Raw genomic sequence first — 21,901 nt, 5'->3', positions numbered from 1 at the left:
AATAAAAATTTATGTATTTACAAATATAACATTCAAAAATCACAAATTCATCAATGCAAAAAAAAGTCTTATAAAATCATTACGGATTTTATAAGACTTTTTTGAAATAATTAAAACATTTAATGTGCATTAAAAACTTCTTTGCGTTTTTTAAGTTGACGTTCTAAGTCGCTAATTGTAGATCGCACTGCGACTTCATATTTTGATTCGTCGGAAGTGGCAAAAATTCGTGGTCCAGGCAAACTTAATTCTATATCACAAATTTTACCTTTCGTGTGACTATTATCATCGTGTTTAAATCGGACTGTTGCTCCAATTATAAACTCGTATCTATTAAATAATTTATTTAGTTTTTCTTCTGTAAAGGTGTTTAGTGATTCACTTATATCCACACCTACATATCTAAAGTTTACATTCATAATCGTTCTTGTTTTAGGTTAATTTCAATACTTAAATTTACAAAATTCTATCAAATTTTAATTGATAAATATCATAAAATGTATATAATTTTCAAGACGTCATGGACTATTCAAAAATTATGTTATCTGACGTATTAAACCAAGTCGGATAAAACTCTTGATGAATTTTCTCAATGCTATTTCGTTTCACTTTCATACTAGGTGTGGTCAAACCGTTAGCGACATTCCAGTCTTCTTTCATAATTACGACTTTTTCAAGTCGCTCATGTTTTTCAAGCGTTGGATTTATTTCAGCTACACTCGCTAATAATGAACTTGATATACCCTCTTTTGATTTCGCTTTTCCGAGTTCTGATAAGGTTATCAAGGCAATTGGTTGCGGAATTCCGGTTCCAACAATACAAATTTGTTCAATATCTGTATTGCTACACATTAATAGTTCGATATGAGAAGGCGAAATGTATTTTCCTTTATCGGTTTTAAACTGATCTTTTACACGACCAACAATACTTAAAAAACCATCATGATCAAATTCTCCCATATCTCCAGTTTTTAAGTAGCCTTCGTCATCAAAAACTTCGGCTGTTAATTCGGGAGCTTTAAAATAGCCTTTCATTAAGCAGCTGTTTTTAATACAAATTTCTCCTTCAGCAGATAATTTGGCTTTGACATTATCGAAAGTTTTGCCCACAGTTCCAATTTTACTCGCTCCAGGTTTATTGAAATGAGATACACAACAATCTTCAGTCATACCATAACCTTGATAAATGGTGATTCCCAATTTTTGATACCATCTTACAATTTCAGAAGCAATTGGTGCAGCAGCTGAAGCTATAAATACAGCGTCTGTCAATCCTAATTTTTGTTTTAGTTTCTTTTTTATAATTCCGTTTATTAGCGGAATACTTAATAATATATTTAGCTTTTTCTGTGGAAGTGATTCTAGTATTTTTTCTCTAAATTTTGTCCATATTCTTGGCACGGCAAAAAACAAATTGGGCTGAACAGCTTCTAAATCTTTAGCAAAAGTATCTAAAGATTCTGCGAAAGTAATTGTACCTCCCAAAACCATTCCAGCGTTATTCAATAATCGTTCGGCCACATGAGCTAATGGCAAATATGAAAATAGTTTAGGCTTATTATCTAGAGTAAACTCACGAACTAATGTTGAAGATGATTCCATAAAATTACTTCCAGAATGCATTACTCCTTTCGGAGTTCCTGTTGTTCCCGACGTATAAATAATAGTATGTAGCGCTTCTGGATCTGACTTATGAACGACTTTTAATGGTTGCGTATCATTAACAATATCTTCCCATAAGGTACCTTCTTGTTCACCAAATAACCCAACACTAATTTTTGGAATATCAGGAACACCATCCTTTTGAGATGCAAAATCATCTAATTTACCAATAATTATGGCTTTTGATTCACTATGCACTAAAATTTGGTTCATGGATGCACTATTCAATGTTGGATAAATAGGAATAGACACATATCCAGCCATCATAATAGCTAAGTCTGCCAAAATCCAATGTGCACAATTCTTAGACAGTAATGCCACATGACTTCGTTCTGGTAGATGTAAAGACCCTAAGTAGGCAGCCATTTTTCGTGCTTCTTCTCCAGCTTCTTGATATGAATAGGTGATTTTTTTACCGTTAATAGGTTGATTTAAAAAGAGATGGTGTGGAGATTCAGCTTCCCAGTATAAAAAAGCCTCTAGAGGTGATTTAAATTCTTTCATTCTATAGCATAGTTAGTAATTACTAAATATAGCCAAAGTTTTTCAGTAAAAGAATTTCTCAAAAAAATGAATGCATTAAAGTATCTTTGACCACATAAAAGTCAAGACAATGCAACTCGTTTTCGCCACTAATAACCTAAATAAACTTAAGGAAGTACAATCATTAATTCCTGACCACTTTAAACTATTAAGTTTAAAAGATATTGGTTGTTTTGAAGACGTCCCAGAAACCCAATTGACCATTGAAGGTAATGCTATTCAAAAAGCAGAGTATATAAAGGAACAGTATGGCTTTGACTGTTTTGCAGATGACACAGGTTTAGAAGTTGAATCACTCAATAAAGAACCGGGAGTTTTTAGTGCACGTTATGCTGGTGAGCAACGCGATGCAAATGATAATATGAATAAGTTACTTCAGAATCTTGAAGGAAAACCAAATAGAAGTGCACAATTCAAAACCGTTATTGCTCTGCATCTCAATAACAAATTAGAAACGTTTACTGGTATTTGTAAAGGTGAAATTACTGAAACCAAACAAGGCAACGAAGGCTTTGGTTATGATCCAATTTTTAAAGCTAAAGGCTACACTAAAACCTTTGCTGAAATATCTTTAGAGGAGAAAAACAAGATTGGGCATCGAGGTAAGGCCGTTAAACAATTAGTCTTATTTCTAAATGAATTGCGTTAACGATGGAACGGCATGTTTGAAATCCTTTTTGTTTTTTTTACAAAAAGATTGAGTAGTGAGAGCGTGTTAAAACGCCCAAGTATTGTATATCCAAATAATAGTCTATCTTTGCACCTTTAAAATCCCAAAGAATTGGGATGTTAAATTCCTCAGAGTGAGGATGTGTTACCTAGAAGTTTAAGTGTTAAGTATGTCGATTCGCTTCTTTTGTAACACCAAAGGACATAATCGAATACAAAACAAAACGAATGAGCACATTCCAAGAACTCGGTCTTAATGAAGACCTATTAACTGCTATTACCGATTTAGGATTTGAAAACCCTAGTGATGTACAAGCAAAAGCAATTCCAATTTTATTAGAAAAAGATTCTGATCTCGTTGCCCTAGCGCAAACTGGTACAGGAAAAACTGCAGCATTCGGATTTCCGATGCTTCAAAAAATAAATATTGAAAGTCGAACGACCCAAGGCTTGATACTCTCTCCTACTCGAGAGCTATGTTTACAAATTACCAACGAGCTTAAACTCTACGGAAAATATTGTAAAGGACTTAATGTTACTGCAATTTATGGTGGTGCAAGTATCACAGATCAAGCTAGATCTGTAAAACGTGGTGCACAAATTATTGTGGCTACTCCTGGTCGTATGAAAGATATGATTAGCAGAAACATGGTTGATATTTCTAAAATCGAATATGCGGTTTTAGATGAAGCTGATGAAATGCTAAACATGGGGTTTTATGAAGATATTACTGATATTTTATCACATACTCCTGAAGATAAAAGCACATGGTTATTTTCTGCAACGATGCCTAAAGAGGTCTCTAGAATTGCAAAAGATTTCATGAATGATCCGATAGAAATTACTGTTGGAAATAAAAATGAAAGTACAAGTCAGGTATCTCACGAATACTATTTAGTAAACGCAAGAGATCGCTATCAAGCTTTAAAGCGTTTATCAGATGCTAATCCAGATATTTTTTCTGTGATTTTCTGTCGTACAAAACGTGATACTCAAAAAGTTGCCGAAAACTTAATCGAAGATGGTTATAGTGCTGGTGCTTTACATGGTGATTTAAGTCAGAACCAACGTGATTTGGTAATGAAATCGTTCAGAAATAAACAAATCCAAATGCTTGTCGCGACAGATGTTGCTGCTCGTGGTATTGATGTTGATGATATTACACATGTTATAAATTATCAATTACCTGACGAACCTGAAATTTACACACACCGTTCTGGACGTACTGGGCGTGCTGGTAAAACAGGTATTTCGATGGTTATTGTTTCTAAAAGTGAAGTCCGAAAGATTAAAAGTATCGAACGTATCATCAAGAAAGAATTTGAGAAAAAAGAAATTCCTGATGGCATGGAAATTTGCGAAGTGCAATTAATGTCGCTTGCAAACAAAATACATAATACTGAAGTTAATGATGAGATTGACAAACATTTATCTAGCATTAACGAATTATTTGAAGACACAGATAAAGACGAATTGATTAAAAAATTCTTCTCTGTTGAATTTACGCGCTTCTATAATTATTACCAAAAATCTAAGAAACTCAATGTACCGAGTTCATCTAGAGATTCTGAAGGTGATAGTGGTGGTCGCGGTTATGGTGGAAGCAAAAATGAATCACGTTACTTTATTAATGTTGGACGAAAAGATGGTTACGATTGGATGAAACTGAAAGATTTCTTAAAAGAAGTTTTAGAGTTAGGTCGTGATGATGTCTTTAAGGTAGATGTAAAAGACAGTTTTTCATTCTTTAATACAGAAAAAGACATTCAAGAGAAAGTACTCGCCTTTTTTACCGATTTTAAACATAACGGAAGATTTGTTAATGTAGAAGTAAGTGAAGACAGAGGTGGTGGCGGAAGAAATCGTGGTGGACGTTCAGGTGGTGGACGACGTGATGGTGGAGGTGGAAGCCGAAGACGTAGCGATGATAGATCAAGAGGTGAAAGACGTTCATCAGGAAGACGCAGTGATTCTGGTTCTGGAAACAGAAGTGATAGACGATCTTCAGACAATTCAGGAAGACGAAGCGATAGACGAAGTAGCGACAGTTCTGGTAACAGAAGTGATAGACGAAGTTCTGGTGGAGATTCGAGACCACCTAGACGTTCTGAAAGCAGTTCGGGATCTGACAGACCAAGACGCTCAAGGCGAAGAGATTAAATATAGAAACCTCGTAACAATGTTGCGAGGTTTTTTTAAACCTTCTTGTTAATATTAAGTCAAATTATTAGGCATTAATTCAGTTATTTACTTTTGTTTACTACTTTTATGTCATAATTTTAATACATGAAACACCTACAAGTACTTGTTTTTCTACTTTTTACTTCTGTAATTGGTTATGCTCAAGAACCAACATCTGTTATAGGAACTGTTATTGATGTCTCTACAGATTTACCAATTGATCGCGTAAATATTGTTAATTTGAATCAAGTCATTGGTACGTCGTCTAGTGATGATGGCGAGTTTGAAATTAAAGCTAATGTTAATGACACTCTTCATTTTTCGTATTTAGGTTATAAATCAATTAAGGTAAGAGTCACTAATGATTGGCTTAAGTTTGGTAAAACCAAAATAGGAATGACCGAATTGGCTTTAGCTCTTGAAGAAGTCGTTGTAAATCAATTAAAACTAACAGGTTATTTGGCTGTTGATATTAAGCAAGTTCCAATAAAATCTAATTATAGATACAGTATTTCAGGTTTATCAAATAAAGGTTACGAAGCTGGTGATAGAAGGCCTAATGCCGTAAGTAAAGTTTTAGGTGCAATTTTTAATCCTGCAGATTTTTTACATAATATGTTTGGAAAAAAACCAAACGAGTTGCGTAAACTGAAAAAAATGAAGCAAGACGATGAAATTAGAAATAATCTAGCGTCACGTTTTGATCGTGAAATGTTGATGGTGTTATTACAAGTCGACAAATATGATTTAGATGAAATTATAAATCAGTGTAATTATTCAAAAGACTTTATAGAAACGGCTAATGACCTCCAAATTTTAGATGCTATTAGTGAGTGCTATGAAGAATACAAAGTGTTGAGCAGAAGTAAATCAGGTCGATTTTAATTGGTTCTATACTTGATATTGCTTGCAGGTTCTAGCAAAATAACCCAACCAAAACGTAATACCCAAAAATTTAAAACCGTCTTCAGCTAGTTTAGCTATATATGGCGATGCATTAGGCAAGAAATTATCTATAAATAATGATAATCCGAAGCCACCCATAGCCAATGTGAAAAGTATAAAATCTGATTGAAGAATGACTTTATAATATTTCAATAGATAAAATAGCATCAATATTCCATATCCTAAAAACACAACTTTTTGGTGAATTCCTAATTCCGGAAATACTATTTCGTGAAACATAAATGCATCATCTAATGCAAGAAAAATTGTTATAAATGCAGAAGCTTTAATAAATGCTTTGTGTTCTTTCTCCTTAATAAATTGAACACTATAAATACAAATTGCGGCCGTTGCCGACCAAAGAAAAATACCTAATTGTGATAATAAACCAGTATAAATAGGAACCTCTCCTATTACAGCGACATCACTTGTAAGTACAACTAATGGCACCTCGTTGATTACATGAATTCCAGTTACAAATCCTAAGACTAGGATTACAATTATAAACAGAATTATAAGGGAAGACTGAATAGTCTTCAATTGGTTTTTTAATAGTTCAAACATAATATAATAGCTAATTGACAGCAACATAGCTATAAAAAAAAAATACAACAATTAAATCGTATAAAATACCAAAATATCAGATATGATAAATGAGGTTACGATTTTGAATGCAAAGCTATTCTATTACCTTCTGAGTCTATAAAAACAGCCATGTAACCATGTTCAGGAGAAATTTGTGTTTTTGGTTGATAGATTTTTCCACCAGCTGGTATCACTCTACTTAATTCATTTTTAACATCAATGGAATTGAAATACACTAAAGTTCCTTTTTGACTAGGTATGTAAGATTCTTGCTTTATCAAAGTTCCAGTAGCTCCAGGTTTAGTTTCATTAAAAGGAAACCAACCCATTAAAGTGCCTCCAAAATCATGAACCGATAATTTAATTTCAAAAACAGCCTCATAAAACCGTTTTGCTCTATCCATATTATCTACTGGTATTTCAAACCAGCCTACCATATTGTTTTCCATAGTATCTAATTTTAAAAATAATTTACTTTATAACTAGTCTTTTTGATAAAAACGCTCAATGATGTCTTCATAACTTTTTATCGTCTTCTTACACCAATCTAAGCGTTTTTCATTTTGCTCCTCTTCAGTGAGTTGCCAATCCACCTTAGAATGTTTAAGTTTCGTTGTTACATGTTGCAAAATAATTGCTGCAGACACAGAAATGTTCAAGCTTTCGGTAAATCCAACCATTGGAATTTTCAAAAAACAATCTGCCTCATCAATGACTTCCTGCGACAGGCCTTCCGTTTCTCTACCAAAGAAGAAACACGATTTTTTTGTGACGTCAAAATCAAATAATAAAGCATCATCCTCATGAGGTGTTGTTGCAACAATTTGATAACCTTTCTGCCTCAAATCTGAAATAGTTTCCTTAACAGAATTATACCTAACTAAATCGACCCATTTTTGTGCTCCCATAGCAATTTCACGATCAATTTGCTTACTATTTAATTCTTCTACGATATGAACTTCTTGAATTCCAAACACATCACAACTACGTATTACTGCACTTGTATTATGTAATTGATAGACATCTTCGGTAGCAACAGTGAAGTGCTTAGTTCGTTGCGACAACACTTTTGCAAAACGCTCTTTACGATGCTCTGTAAGATAGCTTTCAAGATGTTCAAGAAGATTTAAATCGGTCATTAAATTGTTTTATATTAGTTGAAATTAAAAAAACTTATGGGATTTAAAAACATAGTACTCCTTTTTTCATTTTTACTAATTAACAGTTATAGTATTAATGCTCAAAACAACCGCAATGACATACGAAAAGACACAATGGCTTTGAGCGACGAAAATACTGAAAAAGTTATGGCTTTCGGTCATTTTATTGAAGCTTCAATACATGAAAATAATCCAGATGATTTTAATTCCAAATTAAATAGTGACTCATTCTTTGACCTTGTATTTAAATATTATCCTGAGATAAATCGAAAAGATGAATTTGTAAAAGGCTTTAGAAATGGTTTAAAAGCTTCGTTATCCGCTTTTCCAAGCAAAATCATTACTGAAGTAAAAAATGGATCTTACTATGATTTTGTAAATTATCGATATGATTATGAAAGTGAAACGTACTATGTGCTTTTTAGGTTGTATTCTTTAGAAACTGGAATGAATTATCATGATTATCGAGTGCAAAAAAATAAAGACGATATTGAATTTTCCGATATGTATATTTATGTCTCTGGTGAGTATTTATCAGAAACTATTGGTCGATTATTAAGCTATTCCATTCCAAAGGAAGATGTAAAAGCCAAGGAACAATCTCAAATAGAACGGGATTCAGAAATTCTATATCAAGTCATAATGTATCACAAATCTGGTGCATATGGCAAAGCCTACGAAGCCATGGAACAACTAGAATCTAAACTCTCTAAAGAGAAATTTGTGCTCATTCTTAAATCCTTAATAGCTAGTCAGGTGGATGATGCGAAGTATTTAAAATCTCTGGAAGAATTAATAGCTACATATCCAGATGATCCAACCTTAGCGCTTAATAAAATTGATTATCATATTTATAAAGAAAACTATTTTGAAGCCATTCAAGTTATCAATCAATTGCAAAATGAAACTGAAGACGACTTTTTAAACTTTATGAAAGGTGCTGTTGCTTTTCTTGATGGCAACTATGATTTAGCACTCAATATGTTTAGTTATACTATAGAAAATTTTCCAGGATTTTTCGATGGTCAAATTGGTTATCTCAACGTTCTAATTGTAATGGAAAACTATTCAGAAGCCATAAATTTCCTTGACACATTAATCGCTGAAGGCTATGAAAAACCTTCTTTGATAGACTACTTGGAAGAGGATGATGAAACTGGAGAAAACATTCTAGATCAATTTATACAGTCTGAGGATTTTAAAGCTTGGAAATTAAAAAAAGATTAAAAATGAAACATATCGTTGTATTAACTGGCGCTGGAATGAGTGCTGAAAGCGGATTAAAAACATTTAGAGATGCTAACGGATTATGGGAAGGTCATGATGTGATGGAAGTTGCAACACCTGAAGGTTTTCATAGAAATCCAGAATTGGTTTTAGAATTTTATAATCAGCGTAGAAAGCAATTGCTGCAGGTTGAACCAAACTCTGCTCATGTCGATTTAGCCCATTTAGAAAACGATTTTGAAGTTACAATCATTACCCAAAATGTAGATGATTTGCACGAACGTGCTGGAAGTCGTAAGGTAATTCACTTGCATGGCGAATTATTAAAAGTTAGAAGTTCAGGCAATGAATTTGACATCCAATCTTGGACTCAAGATCTAATTTTAGGAGATAAATGTGAGAAAGGCTATCAATTACGGCCACATATTGTTTGGTTTGGCGAAGCTGTCCCTATGATAGATAAAGCAATGGAAATCTGCGCAACTGCAGATTCATTATTGATTATTGGCACCTCAATGCAAGTCTATCCTGCCGCAAGTTTGATGCATTATGTACCTGAACAAACGCCAACTTATTTTATTGATCCTAATCCTGCAATGACAAGTAATGGGCAACTAAAGGTCATTGCAGAAACTGCTACTTCAGGACTTAAGAAAGTCATTGAGTTACTTAAATACCATTAATTTTTATTAGACTCAATGGAAGGAATAATATAGGTATTCATTAACTCATCTGTATAATTGTGAGCATTTCGGTTGTTATAATTTGTAGAAGTAATGACAACAGATAAATTAAGATCAGGACAAGCCAAAACTTTGTTTCCTCCATTTCCAGACATATAATACGATTTGTATTTTGTGTCATTTCCGAAGCTTTTTAGCCACAGTAAATACCCATAATCTGTGTCATCATAAGCACTTACTTTTGGAGTGGTTGCTTTTTGAAGCCATGATTCAGAAATAATTTGCTTCCCATTCCATTTTCCATTATTTAAACACATTTGGATGAGTTTTAAAAAATCTCTACTTCTATATTCACTTCCACCTGCCGTATTTAAAACACCTTTAGGAGAATAATGCAAGGTGTAATCCTTAATTGCGAGAGGCTCAAAAAGATGAGTCTTGGTAAAATCTATGAGATCACCTTTAATCGCATGCTGTAGTATATCTGCTATCGCAGCAGATTTAGCCGAAGCATATGCAAAAACTCTTCCATAAGGTGCATCTTCAGGTTTAGGTCCAAATGGATATGAACGCACTGGCAAATCCACTAAAAATTGTGTCCAATCTTCAATAAAATACATACGTTCTTCATGTCCACGAGAATGCCAATTACTGTCGTCACATTCCAAAATAGAGGTCATGGTTAATAAATCTTCTATGGTAATATTATCTTTTCTTTTATCTGGATTCTTAACGGGTAATGTATGCTTCAAATAAGTGAATATTTTATCTTTTTCAGAATTCACAAATCCTTTGTCTATAGCAATTCCAGTTAGAAATGTTGCCAATGTTTTAGTTGCAGAGCGTGTATTATGTTTTGAATCAACGGTGTTATTATTATAGTATTTTTCGTATACTACATTACCATTCTGTGCGACCAATATACTCGTAATTCGTTCATATTTACCAGATTCAACAAGGCTATCCATTTCATGCAATAACGCTGTTGTCTCAGAATTAGCATTAGAAAAATCGAGTTGTGCAAATAGTTGTGTTGAGATACATAAACAAAGTAAAAGAAGGCATTTAAATTTCATGTGTTTAGTTTTTTAAATTAACAGTGATCAAATATAGAATTCGAGATTAGGATAAAATAGTATGAAATTAACATCAGTTAATTTTACTTCTATATTGATTTGGAGTCATTCCTATGTACATTTTAAATAATCGAATGAAATGACTTTGATCTGAAAACCCACACATATAGGTAATATCAGTTAATGACAAACTGGGATTCATCATATAACTCATTGAATTCTTAACCTTAATTTGTCTAATATAATCACCTAGAGTGGTTTTTAAATATTTAGGAACTGCACGAGAAATATGTGCTGGATGTACTCCTAATTCTTTTGAAAGTGATTCTAAACTTAGATTCTTATTGGTTTGATGTAGTACCTCTTTTAGTTTATGAATCCATTTTGGTTCATCTAACGTGTTTGTGAATTGGATTGAATCAATGCCTTCGCAAAACTGAAAGAGTAATAATTCGGTTGAAACTTGAGAATAGTCATCATGACATTTAAATTCGAAATACAACTTGGCTAAAACATGGTGTAGATTCGGGTTATTAATTAATCGACTGCCTTCCCACAAATTCAAATCTAATTGTTTGTCTTTAAACCATTGTCTTTCAAACTCTATATGAAAGCCTTTCGCGAAATTTGAATGTTTTGAATTAAAATGTGGTTCATCCCAATTATAAAAAAACAGGCTTCCAGTTGTGCATGCAGTTTGTTTTCTCTTATTGTTATCATACAAATTCCCTTGAAGAACATACATTAAATAAGGGTTTTCATGGTAATGCCAATCTGTTTGTTGTGTTAAATAATTATATTCTGAAAGAATAACTCCATTATAGTTATGCTCAGATTTCATTATACCATAATATTCTCCTTTAGATAATATCTTCATTTTAAATAATTAGAAATCTATATATTAAAGATAAAAAAACAATGCGGTTGTTACACTAAAGCAAAATTATAATCGCTTTCAGAAGTAATAATACAACAAATAGGACCACTTTAATCATCTTCTGAAAGTTTAAAAAAAGCGTTAACTGGTTTTTCAAAAACTTCAGATAACTTAAGTGCTAAAACCGTTGATGGTACATATCTATTCGCTTCAATAGAATTTATGGTTTGACGTGATACACCAATTTTTTTGGCTAAATCGTCTTGAGTTAAACTCAATATTGCACGTTCAACTTTTATAGTATTTTCCATTATCTCATGCGTTTTAAAGTATGAAAACACAAGAGTTGAACCATTAATATAAATAATAGTAATTGAAAATCACCAATATCATGAAATGCTTCACCTTCTGGTTTCAATGCATTGGAAACACCATATTCAACAAATGGCATAATTAAAGCATAAATGACACCTGCAACAAAGGCATAGGTGTACGATTGCATTCTTAATTTCACAATCATTTCATCTTCAAATTTATCTCTTGCAATAGACATAAACATCATCCCAATTAAAAGTACTTTTTTTAATACTTCTTTTAATACGTCTTGATCCCCTTCTAGAGCAAATGCTCTAACAAACATCATGACAATTGCTAAACCTGCGATTACCATTCCTATGTTATAAAAGTAATGTGGCAATCTAAAATTAATTAGCCTTTCTAACCCTTTTCTCTCGCATTCTACAAAATTCTGTTTTCCCATAATTGACAAATATATTTTATATTAAGTAAAATTATTTTTACTATATGACAAATATACTTTACATTTTAAAATTACACAAATATAAATCACTGTTTATAGAAAACAGTGATTTTAAAAGTTTAAAAAATGCGTTTTTAAGAGCTCTTCTGACCTACAAACTGCTGAGTTTTTAATTTAAAAAGCACATTGAAGGTTGTTAAACTTCCGTAGCTACGTGTGATATATTGCTGAAGATCTATTTTCTCTTGTTCGTCAAGATTTTTACTTGAGTTGATTTTTTGCTCCATAACACGAAGACGGTCTCTAACCATGGTTATCTTATGGAAAAAACTATCAATTGGAATTTCTTTGCTCTGCAAACTCGTATCAGCTGGCTCTAAAATTAATTTCCCTCCTTTCCATTTATCTGCTATGGAAATCACTTCAGTGACATCGCTCCATTTTTTTAGAATTTGCACTAAACTGCTTTCAACATCAAAAAAACTAACCGTATCGACTTCATCTTCGGCGGCTTCAATAACTTCAAAATCGCTATCTAGGTCAATCGTCTCTAATCCGTTGTCTATAAAAGTTACCCAATAATGCTTTGAAGTCACATTAGTAACAACACCTTTGCCGTACTCTGGATGCTGTATTCTTGATCCTATACCTAATAATTTCATTGAAAATTTGTTTTCATTCCCAGGATTGGGAATCTAGTTTATATTGATTAATTGCAACTAAAATAAAAATTATTATGGACAACTAAGTGCTATGACATTACTAATTCGTTTTTACATTGATTGAAAGAATTACAACATCATCTTTTGGTCGATCCATTTTATCTGTTTTAACTTGAGCTATAGAATCAATGATATTTAAGCCCTCAATCACTTGTCCAAACACAGTATAATTTTGATCTAAATGTGGTGTTCCTCCAATTGTTTTGTATACTTCACGATGTGTTTGTGGAATGCTATAGGTTTTAAAATCTGTAAAACCTTCAACCTTTTTAGTTATACTATCATTTAAAACAGTGTACTGTTTAAAATCTTCATTTTTTTCTGCTTTTTTTAAACCATCCCAAAGTTCCTTACTGCTAGGTTGATTTAAAAAATAATGTCTAGCTAACATTTTATTTATTCTTGAATCTGCTACATCCAAAAGACTATCATTATGGACTTTTCCTTGAACTATAAAAAACTGCATTGCACTAGATACTCTGCCAAGCGTTTCTGATCTCGCTGTAGACAAAGCACCTTTCTTATGAAACAAATCTGACCTAAATTCTGCATCAACCGAATACTCCAAATCTCCTTCGCCCAACATATCACCAGGTTTAGCATGTCGGCTCTCTGGATCACCACCTTGAATCATAAAGGTTTCAATAACACGATGAAACAATAAACTATCGTAAGCTTTATCATTAATTAATTTAATAAAATTATCACGATGCAAAGGTGTTTCGTTATAAAGTTCGATGACCATTGTACCATAATTGGTATGCATTTCAACACGTGTTCTATCCTCTGGATTCGAGATATAACTTAAAAGAAATAAGCATGATACTAGTGTAAAAGCAATTTTAAGATTCGTTTTCATATTTGATTTTTAGTTGATAAACTAGCCTAAATTAAATCATTAATTTCAAAACTCCTAAATATGGATCTATCTATTATTTTAACAAAACTCTAAATAAACCTTCTTTCGGTTTTAGTCCTAAATTAAGTACCTTTGCAACTTTGTGACCAAAACTCACATTTTCAGGTTTATTTATGAGCAAATTCCACGAAACCATCGAGGTTAAAGGTGCCAGAGTGCATAACTTAAAAAATATTGATGTTTCCATTCCGCGAGAACAATTAGTAGTCATTACTGGTTTATCTGGAAGTGGAAAATCGTCTTTGGCATTTGATACCATTTATGCCGAAGGTCAGCGTCGTTATATTGAAACATTTTCTGCTTATGCTCGTCAATTTTTAGGTGGCTTAGAACGTCCAGATGTTGATAAAATAGACGGCTTATCACCAGTAATTGCCATCGAACAAAAAACCACGAGTAAATCACCTCGATCTACAGTTGGTACCATTACAGAGATTTACGATTTCTTGCGTTTGCTTTATGCTCGTGCAAGTGATGCTTACAGTTATAATACTGGAGAAAAAATGGTAAGTTATAGCGATGAGCAAATAAAAGAACTCATCAAAGAGAGTTACAAAGACAAACGAATAAATGTCCTCTCTCCTATTATTCGTTCGAGAAAAGGTCATTATCGCGAACTTTTTGAACAAATTGCAAAGCAAGGCTTTGTTAAGGTAAGAACTGATGGCGAAGTTCGAGATTTAGTTAAAGGAATGAAACTCGATCGTTACAAAACTCATGATATAGAAATTGTAATTGACCGACTTAAAATTGATGGTACTGCAGATAATGATAAACGCCTTTCAGAAACTATAAATACTGCCATGTATCATGGTGATGATGTTTTGATGGTTTTGGATCACGATTCTGAAGAGGTGCGTTATTTTAGTCGAAATCTTATGTGTCCTTCGTCTGGAATATCATATCCAAATCCAGAACCGAATAATTTTTCATTTAACTCACCTAAAGGTGCATGTCAAACTTGTAATGGTATTGGGACTTTATATCAAGTCAACGAAAACAAAATTGTTCCAGATGACAAAATTTCTATCAATGCTGGTGCTTTAGCACCTCATGGTCCGCAAAAAAACAGTTGGATTTTTAAACAATTTGAAACCATCGCTCAACGTTTCGATTTTACCTTAAATGATCCATTTAACAAAATACCTGCTGAAGCCAAACAAATGATCATGTATGGCGGAAACGATAAGTTTTCCGTAGAAAGCAAGTCTTTGGGTGTTACTCGTGATTATAAAATTGAATTTGAAGGTGTCGCTAATTTTATTGAAAGTCAATATAAAAATGCTGAAACAACATCGCTCAAACGTTGGGCAAAAGACTATATGGACAAAGTCTCTTGTCCAACTTGTGAAGGTTCTAGACTTAGAAAAGAATCCTTGTATTTTAAAGTCAACGGATTAAACATTGCTGAGCTTGCACATAAAGACATCATTGATTTTGCTGCTTGGTTTGACGATTTAGAAAATCATTTGAGTGACATTCAATTTAAAATTGCAGAAGAAATTATAAAAGAGATTAAAGCTCGATCAAAGTTTTTATTAGATGTTGGTCTAGACTATTTATCGCTCAATAGAAGTTCCAAATCACTTTCAGGTGGCGAAGCCCAACGTATTAGACTTGCTACTCAAATTGGTTCACAATTGGTAGGTGTACTTTATATTTTAGATGAACCAAGTATTGGATTACATCAACGTGATAATGAAAAATTGATCAACTCATTAGTCGCACTTCGTGATATTGGCAATTCTGTTATTGTTGTTGAACACGATAAGGATATGATAGAACGTGCCGATTATGTCATTGATATTGGTCCGAAAGCAGGAAAATACGGTGGAGAAATTATCAGTATTGGTTCTCCAGCAGAGTTATTAACACATGATACCTTAACTGCCGATTACCTAAACGGTAAAAAAGAAATTCCTGTGCCAAATAAACGTCGTAAAGGCAATGGTAAAACTATAGAACTTAAAGGTTGTACAGGAAATAACTTGAAAAATGTATCTGTTGTTCTTCCTTTAGGCAAAATGATTGGAGTTACTGGAGTTTCAGGAAGTGGAAAATCAACACTTATAAACGAAACACTCTATCCAATTATGAATGCCCATTATTTTAATGGTGTAAAAGTTCCTATGCCATACAAAAGCATTAAAGGGTTGGAACATATTGATAAAGTAATTGATATAAATCAATCGCCAATTGGTAGAACACCAAGGAGCAATCCTGCAACCTATACGGGAACGTTTAGCGAAATTCGTAGTTTATTTGCTAAAATCCCAGAAGCTATGATTCGTGGTTATAAACCAGGACGTTTCAGTTTCAATGTAAAAGGTGGTCGATGTGAAACTTGCCAAGGTGGTGGTTTACGTGTAATCGAAATGAATTTTCTTCCAGATGTATATGTTGAATGTGAAACCTGTCAAGGTAAACGATTCAATAGAGAAACGCTTGAAATTCGTTACAAAGGAAAATCGATTAGTGACGTATTAGACATGACCATGAATGAAGCGGTTAACTTTTTTGAGCACATTCCGAAGATTCACAAGAAACTAAAAACCATTGTAGATGTAGGTTTAGGCTATATCACGCTTGGTCAACAAAGCACAACTCTTTCTGGTGGAGAAGCGCAACGTATTAAATTAGCTACAGAGCTTAGTAAAAGAGATACTGGAAATACCTTCTATATTCTTGACGAACCAACTACAGGTTTACATTTTGAAGATATTAGAGTTTTAATGCTAGTTTTAAATAAACTGGTAGATAAAGGTAATACCGTTTTAATCATTGAACATAACCTAGATGTGATTAAAATGGCAGACCATATTATTGATATTGGTTATGAAGGCGGACAAGGTGGTGGAAAGATTGTTGCAAAAGGAACTCCTGAAGAGATAATTAAAGATAAAAAGAGTTACACTGCTAAATTCTTGAAAAAAGAATTAAATTAGCAAGTTGACTTAAAATTAAGAAGAATATAAATGAGAAAAGAACAGAATGTAAAAGGTTGGAACGAAATTAAAACCAACGACTCATGGGCCATTTTTAAAATTATGGGTGAATTCGTAAGCGGTTACGAAAAGCTTAGTAAAATAGGACCTTGCGTTTCCATTTTTGGATCTGCAAGAACAAAACCAGATCACAAATATTATAAACTCACTGAAGAAGTCGCTACAAAAATTGTAGAACATGGCTATGGTGTGATTACAGGAGGTGGACCAGGAATCATGGAAGCCGGAAATAAAGGTGCTCACATTGCAGGAGGAACTTCAGTAGGACTGAATATCGAATTACCCTTTGAACAACATGACAATCCATATATCGATTCAGATAAAAGCTTAGACTTTGATTACTTCTTCGTGAGAAAAGTAATGTTTGTAAAGTATTCGCAAGGATTTGTGGTAATGCCTGGAGGATTTGGAACTTTAGACGAACTCTTTGAAGCCATGACTTTAATCCAAACGAATAAAATTGAAAAATTTCCTATTATTTTAGTTGGAAGCAGTTTTTGGGGTGGTTTAATGGATTGGGTTAAATCAACGTTATTAGAAGAAAAGAATATTAGTCCGAAAGATTTAGATCTCATTCATGTGGTTGATTCTGCAGATGAGGTTATAACTATTTTAGATAGTTTCTATAAAGAATCTGGATTAAGTCCGAATTTCTAAAAACCAACATTCGCTTTTTAATATAGCTATGAAAAAGAAAATATGTTTGGTATTGATGCTTAGCATCTTTGCATTTAATGGACTGCAGGCTCAGGAGAATTTTAAATTCATGTTTTATAACATTTTAAATTTCCCTTTAGAAGATGCTGTGCCTAATAGGTTGCAGTATTTAGAAGTTGTTTTAGATGATTATAGACCAGATATTTTTATGGTTTGTGAGCTCAATAATAGTAGTGGTGCAGAAACCATATTGAGTGCACTTCAATTTTTAAATCCGAATTATGAAAGCGCAACATTTGAATTAAATACGTCTGATGACAACATTAGTGACCAAAATGATCTTCAGAATTTAATTTATTATGATAGTTCAAAATTTATTCTAGAGAACCAAAGTATCGTAACAAGCATTTTTAGAGATTTCAATCATTATCGAATGAAAATCAATTCGCTAGAATCGGCAACAAATCCGGTATTTATTGATATTATAGTTTGCCATTTAAAGGCGTCAAGTGGCACAGAAAACCAAGCACTTCGTTTTGAAATGGTTGAAGATTTAGTCGCATATCTTGATACATTTCCTACAGACAGCAACGTGGTTTTAGCGGGAGATTTTAATGTTTATACTCATACAGAGCCTGCATTTCAAGAACTAATCGATTCTGATAATAATAATACTATTGATTTTATTGATCCTGCGAATCAAATTGGGAGTTGGCATAATAACACTAATTATATTGATGTGATGACACAATCGACAAGAACTTTAAACGGTTTTGGCGGTTCAACTGGAGGATTTGATGATCGCTTTGATTTTATCATGACCTCAGAAAATATGGCAACAAATCCTGAAATTAAATTTGTCGAAAACTCGTATAAAGTGTTTGGCAATAATGCTAACGTTCAGTGCTATAATCAAGCAATCAATTCTTCTGATTGTAGTGGTCCCGATTATTCAGCATTTATTAGAGAGGCATTACATAATTTTAGTGACCACCTTCCGGTTACCTTAGAGTTTCAAACTAATCAATCCTTATCAATAGAAGAGTTCACAACTGTTTCAACCATACAATTTGTTGGTTCTAATATCATTAATGATGTATTAAAACTAAAATTAAATCCTTTAACCCAAATAAAAACGCTGACCATTACCAATAATTTAGGTCAAATCGTTAAAACCATTTCTGTTAAAAATTCGTTATATATTGAAGAAAACATGTCATCTCTAGCAAATGGTATATATTACATAACATCGCAAGAATTTCAAGTTAAACCATTAAAATTCATTATTACACATTGAAATTTAGACATTCCATTTTTATAGTATCTTGTTTGTTCTTTTATGTAACTGGTTATGGTCAAAATTCTATTGATCTCAAGGCAGATTTTGATATTGAAAACAAAACTATTCATGTTCAACAAAAAATAATTTATCAGAACACTAGTGATGATGTGTTAAATGTTATTTACTTAAATGATTGGAATAATGCATACTCTACAAAAAACACACCTTTAGCAAAACGTTTCGAAGAAGAATTTAGTCTTAAAATTCATCTTGCAAAAAATGAACAACGTGGTTATACAACCATGACTTCTTTAAAAAATAAAGTTGGTGAAGATCTTAGCTTTCATAATCTTGATGAACATCCAGATATTATAAAAATAGATTTAAGCAAACCTCTTCTGCCAAATGAACAATATGAGCTCAACTTAAACTATAATTTGGTATTACCAGATGCCACTTTTACTGGTCATGGAATAAGTAAAAACAATGAGTTTAATTTAAAATATTGGTACCTCACTCCTGCTGTTTACGACGGAAAGTGGCAAATTTATAGCAATAAAAATCTAGATGACCTATATACACCAAAGGCAAATCTTAATCTTAAAATTAAATTCCCTTTAGGATATACCTTTATTTCTGAATTAAATACCATAGATATCCAGCAAACCAAAACTGATCAAACCATAACATTATATGGAGAAAACAGAGTCAATACCACATTTTTATTGGTTAAGTTTTCTGATTTTAAGTTTGTTCAAACTGATGATTTTAATATCGTTTCAGATATAAGTAGTAAGAATATTGCACCAGAAGAAAAGGCGTTAATTACAGATAAAATAACACGTTATATTACTCAGAATCTTGGAGAGTATCCACATGAACGCTTGTTAATTACTAAAAGTGATTATAAAAAAGACCCCTTATATGGTTTAAATCAATTACCAGATTTTATTCGACCATTTCCTGATAGTTTTCAATACGAATTGAAACTCTTAAAAACGGCTCTTAAAAACTATTTGGACAACACACTTTTAGTCAATTCTAGAAAAGATTATTGGATTAAGGAAGGTATTCAGATTTATTATTTAATGAAATACATTGAAGCTAATTATCCTGATACCAAAATGATTGGAACACTTGCTAAAGTTTGGGGAATTAGATCGTTTCATGCCGCAGATTTAAATTATAACGATCAATTTGTATTGTTCTACATGCAAATGGCTAGAACAAATAAAGACCAGGCCTTAACCGTCTCAAAGGATTCTCTATTAAAATTTAATGCAAATATTGCCAATAAATACAAAGCAGGTGTTGGTTTACGATATTTAGATGATTTTGTAAATGGCAACACAGTTGAATCTACAATCACTGAATATTTAGCAAATCATAAACTGAATATTACATCTTCAAAAGATTTCGAAACCCTTCTGAAGAAAAACACAACCAAGGATATCGACTGGTTCTTTTCAGATTATATCAATTCACGAAAAAAAATCGATTTCAAAATAAAGGGTGTTGAAGCTACTGAAGATTCAATAACGCTAACCATAAGAAACAAAAGAAAAACAAGTGTTCCAGTTTCCTTATTTACGCTTGATAATGATTCTATCCTTACCAAAACTTGGATAGAAAATATAAACGATAGTAAAACACTTACCATTCCTAGAAATGGCACTACCAAGTTTGCTTTAAACTACGATAATACGATTCCTGAGTTCAATCTTCGAGATAACTACAAATCTTTAAATAGTAATTTTTTAAATAATAAGCCTCTTCAGTTTAGGCTTATCCAAGATATTGAAGACCCTTATTACAACCAGATTTTCATGATGCCATTAATAGAGTTTCAAAATATTTATGATGGATTAACGCTCGGTAGTAAATTTTACAACAAAACATTACTAAGAAAACGACTTAATTACAAGATATCTCCTCAATATGGCACAAATTCAAAAGCGCTAACAGGTAGTGCATCAGTGCGCTACACACATAATATTGAAAATAGAAATCTATACGCAATTAATTACGGAATAAGTACAAGCTATTCGTCTTTTGCAGAAGATGCCTTTGTCACACGAATTTCTCCTAGCCTATCTTTAAACTTTAGAGATGATAACGATTTTAGATCTGATGAATTCAAAAATTTGAATTTTAGGTTTTTATCAATACGAAGAGATGTTGGTGATAATACAATATTTGAAGTAGATAATGATATAATTGATGAACCAGACTACAATATTTTTAATATTAGATATGTAACAGGTCAACCTGGTATTATTAGTTTCAAAAGGTGGTTTTATGATTTTCAGGCCGCTGAACGCTTCGGAAAAGTATCAGTTAATTTCGAATACAGAAAATTATCTGAACGTAACAGACAGTTTAATATTCGTTTGTTTGCAGGAACATTTTTATATAATAAAACAGATAATGAATCAGACTATTTCAGTTTTGCTTTAGATCGACCAACAGATTACTTATTTGATTACAACTATTTAGGACGTTCGGAATCCTCAGGGATTTTTAGTCAGCAAATTATAATAGCAGAAGGCGGATTTAAGTCTATGTTAGAAACACCATTTGCCAACCGCTGGATGACAACAGCAAATGCAAGTACAACTATTTGGAGATACATTGAAGCCTATGCTGATGTTGGTGTTGTTAAAAATAGTAGAGAAAATCCGAAATTTGTCTACGATTCTGGAATTAGATTAAATTTAATAACAGATTATTTTGAAGTTTACTTTCCTATATATTCAAATCTAGGTTGGGAAATAGGGCAACGAAAATACGAAGAGCGTATTCGTATTTTATTTACCTTAGATCCTGGAAGACTTTTAGGTCTATTTAGACGTAAATGGTTTTAGAATATCCTTAACCAAACCTTTATTTAACTCCCAATATTAGGAATATCGTAATTTTTACTATGTTTTTTTGATAATATACTAAAT

The 21,901-nt window shown here is 32.5% G+C and carries 20 protein-coding genes; 9 read left to right on the top strand and 11 right to left on the bottom strand.

Annotated features, from left to right (window positions below; genetic code table 11):
- Positions 1-119: 119 nt before the first annotated feature.
- A complete protein-coding gene (hpf, locus tag VOI25_RS13780) occupies positions 120-419 on the bottom strand; it encodes a ribosome hibernation-promoting factor, HPF/YfiA family (protein WP_323789662.1) in 300 nt (99 codons plus the stop codon).
- A 106-nt stretch (positions 420-525) separates the two neighbouring features.
- Positions 526-2,166: an AMP-binding protein gene (locus VOI25_RS13775; RefSeq protein WP_323789661.1), complete on the bottom strand. Its 1,641-nt coding sequence runs from the start codon at positions 2,164-2,166 to the stop codon at positions 526-528.
- A 109-nt stretch (positions 2,167-2,275) separates the two neighbouring features.
- Between VOI25_RS13775 and VOI25_RS13770 the strand changes: the two genes are divergently transcribed.
- From VOI25_RS13770 to VOI25_RS13760, 3 genes are all read left to right on the top strand, one after another.
- Positions 2,276-2,854: a non-canonical purine NTP diphosphatase gene (locus VOI25_RS13770; protein WP_323789660.1), complete on the top strand. Its 579-nt coding sequence runs from the start codon at positions 2,276-2,278 to the stop codon at positions 2,852-2,854.
- A 248-nt stretch (positions 2,855-3,102) separates the two neighbouring features.
- The gene (locus tag VOI25_RS13765) at positions 3,103-5,034 is read left to right on the top strand and encodes a DEAD/DEAH box helicase (RefSeq protein ID WP_323789659.1); all 1,932 of its coding nucleotides are present in this window, start codon (positions 3,103-3,105) and stop codon (positions 5,032-5,034) included.
- 126 nt (positions 5,035-5,160) lie between these two features.
- Complete coding sequence (locus VOI25_RS13760) at positions 5,161-5,940, top strand: carboxypeptidase-like regulatory domain-containing protein (RefSeq protein ID WP_323789658.1); 780 nt, start codon at positions 5,161-5,163, stop codon at positions 5,938-5,940.
- 6 nt (positions 5,941-5,946) lie between these two features.
- Here the strand turns inward: VOI25_RS13760 and VOI25_RS13755 are convergent, their stop codons facing one another.
- From VOI25_RS13755 to VOI25_RS13745, 3 genes are all read right to left on the bottom strand, one after another.
- Entirely contained in the window at positions 5,947-6,564 is a 618-nt protein-coding gene (locus VOI25_RS13755; RefSeq protein WP_323789657.1) for a hypothetical protein, read from the bottom strand.
- Positions 6,565-6,659: 95 nt separating this feature from the next.
- Positions 6,660-7,034 (bottom strand): VOC family protein, encoded by a 375-nt coding sequence (locus tag VOI25_RS13750; protein WP_323789656.1) that lies wholly within the window; start codon positions 7,032-7,034, stop codon positions 6,660-6,662.
- Positions 7,035-7,067: 33 nt separating this feature from the next.
- Complete coding sequence (locus VOI25_RS13745; RefSeq protein WP_323789655.1) at positions 7,068-7,724, bottom strand: RNA methyltransferase; 657 nt, start codon at positions 7,722-7,724, stop codon at positions 7,068-7,070.
- A gap of 36 nt (positions 7,725-7,760) precedes the next feature.
- On the opposite strand from VOI25_RS13745, the gene VOI25_RS13740 reads away from it, so the two are divergent.
- Positions 7,761-8,972 (top strand): hypothetical protein, encoded by a 1,212-nt coding sequence (locus VOI25_RS13740; RefSeq protein WP_323789654.1) that lies wholly within the window; start codon positions 7,761-7,763, stop codon positions 8,970-8,972.
- Positions 8,973-8,974: 2 nt separating this feature from the next.
- Positions 8,975-9,655, top strand: coding sequence for an NAD-dependent deacylase (locus VOI25_RS13735; protein WP_323789653.1), 681 nt, complete (start codon positions 8,975-8,977; stop codon positions 9,653-9,655).
- Here the strand turns inward: VOI25_RS13735 and VOI25_RS13730 are convergent.
- From VOI25_RS13730 to VOI25_RS13705, 6 genes are all read right to left on the bottom strand, one after another.
- Positions 9,652-10,731, bottom strand: coding sequence for a serine hydrolase domain-containing protein (locus VOI25_RS13730; RefSeq protein ID WP_323789652.1), 1,080 nt, complete (start codon positions 10,729-10,731; stop codon positions 9,652-9,654). The genes VOI25_RS13735 and VOI25_RS13730 overlap by 4 nt on opposite strands.
- A gap of 73 nt (positions 10,732-10,804) precedes the next feature.
- Positions 10,805-11,608, bottom strand: coding sequence for an AraC family transcriptional regulator (locus tag VOI25_RS13725; RefSeq protein ID WP_323789651.1), 804 nt, complete (start codon positions 11,606-11,608; stop codon positions 10,805-10,807).
- A gap of 110 nt (positions 11,609-11,718) precedes the next feature.
- The gene (locus tag VOI25_RS13720; protein ID WP_323789650.1) at positions 11,719-11,919 is read right to left on the bottom strand and encodes a helix-turn-helix transcriptional regulator; all 201 of its coding nucleotides are present in this window, start codon (positions 11,917-11,919) and stop codon (positions 11,719-11,721) included.
- Positions 11,919-12,368 carry a hypothetical protein gene (locus VOI25_RS13715; RefSeq protein WP_323789649.1) on the bottom strand — a complete coding sequence of 150 codons (450 nt, stop codon included), beginning with the start codon at positions 12,366-12,368 and terminating at the stop codon, positions 11,919-11,921. The genes VOI25_RS13720 and VOI25_RS13715 overlap by 1 nt, the downstream gene beginning before the upstream one ends.
- A 134-nt stretch (positions 12,369-12,502) precedes the next feature.
- Entirely contained in the window at positions 12,503-13,030 is a 528-nt protein-coding gene (locus VOI25_RS13710) for a hypothetical protein (protein WP_323789648.1), read from the bottom strand.
- A gap of 100 nt (positions 13,031-13,130) precedes the next feature.
- Positions 13,131-13,949 carry a peptidylprolyl isomerase gene (locus VOI25_RS13705; protein WP_323789647.1) on the bottom strand — a complete coding sequence of 273 codons (819 nt, stop codon included), beginning with the start codon at positions 13,947-13,949 and terminating at the stop codon, positions 13,131-13,133.
- 173 nt (positions 13,950-14,122) lie between these two features.
- On the opposite strand from VOI25_RS13705, the gene uvrA reads away from it, so the two are divergent.
- Genes uvrA through VOI25_RS13685 form a run of 4 tightly spaced genes read left to right on the top strand, consistent with a single transcriptional unit; the run spans position 14,123 to position 21,817 of the window.
- Positions 14,123-16,954, top strand: coding sequence for an excinuclease ABC subunit UvrA (gene uvrA / locus VOI25_RS13700; protein ID WP_323789646.1), 2,832 nt, complete (start codon positions 14,123-14,125; stop codon positions 16,952-16,954).
- 30 nt (positions 16,955-16,984) lie between these two features.
- Positions 16,985-17,671, top strand: a complete 687-nt coding sequence (locus VOI25_RS13695) for a TIGR00730 family Rossman fold protein (protein WP_323789645.1) — start codon at positions 16,985-16,987, stop codon at positions 17,669-17,671.
- Between the two features lie 28 nt (positions 17,672-17,699).
- Entirely contained in the window at positions 17,700-18,968 is a 1,269-nt protein-coding gene (locus tag VOI25_RS13690) for an endonuclease/exonuclease/phosphatase family protein (RefSeq protein WP_323789644.1), read from the top strand.
- Entirely contained in the window at positions 18,965-21,817 is a 2,853-nt protein-coding gene (locus tag VOI25_RS13685) for a metalloprotease (RefSeq protein ID WP_323789643.1), read from the top strand. Before VOI25_RS13690 ends, VOI25_RS13685 begins: the two co-directional genes overlap by 4 nt.
- Positions 21,818-21,901 lie beyond the last annotated feature (84 nt).

The sequence above is a fragment of the Psychroserpens sp. genome (genome assembly GCF_034670085.1).
Classification (GTDB): Bacteria; Bacteroidota; Bacteroidia; order Flavobacteriales; family Flavobacteriaceae; genus Psychroserpens.
Note: the sequence above shows the minus strand (reverse complement) of the source record. Positions and strands in the feature narration are given on the sequence as shown.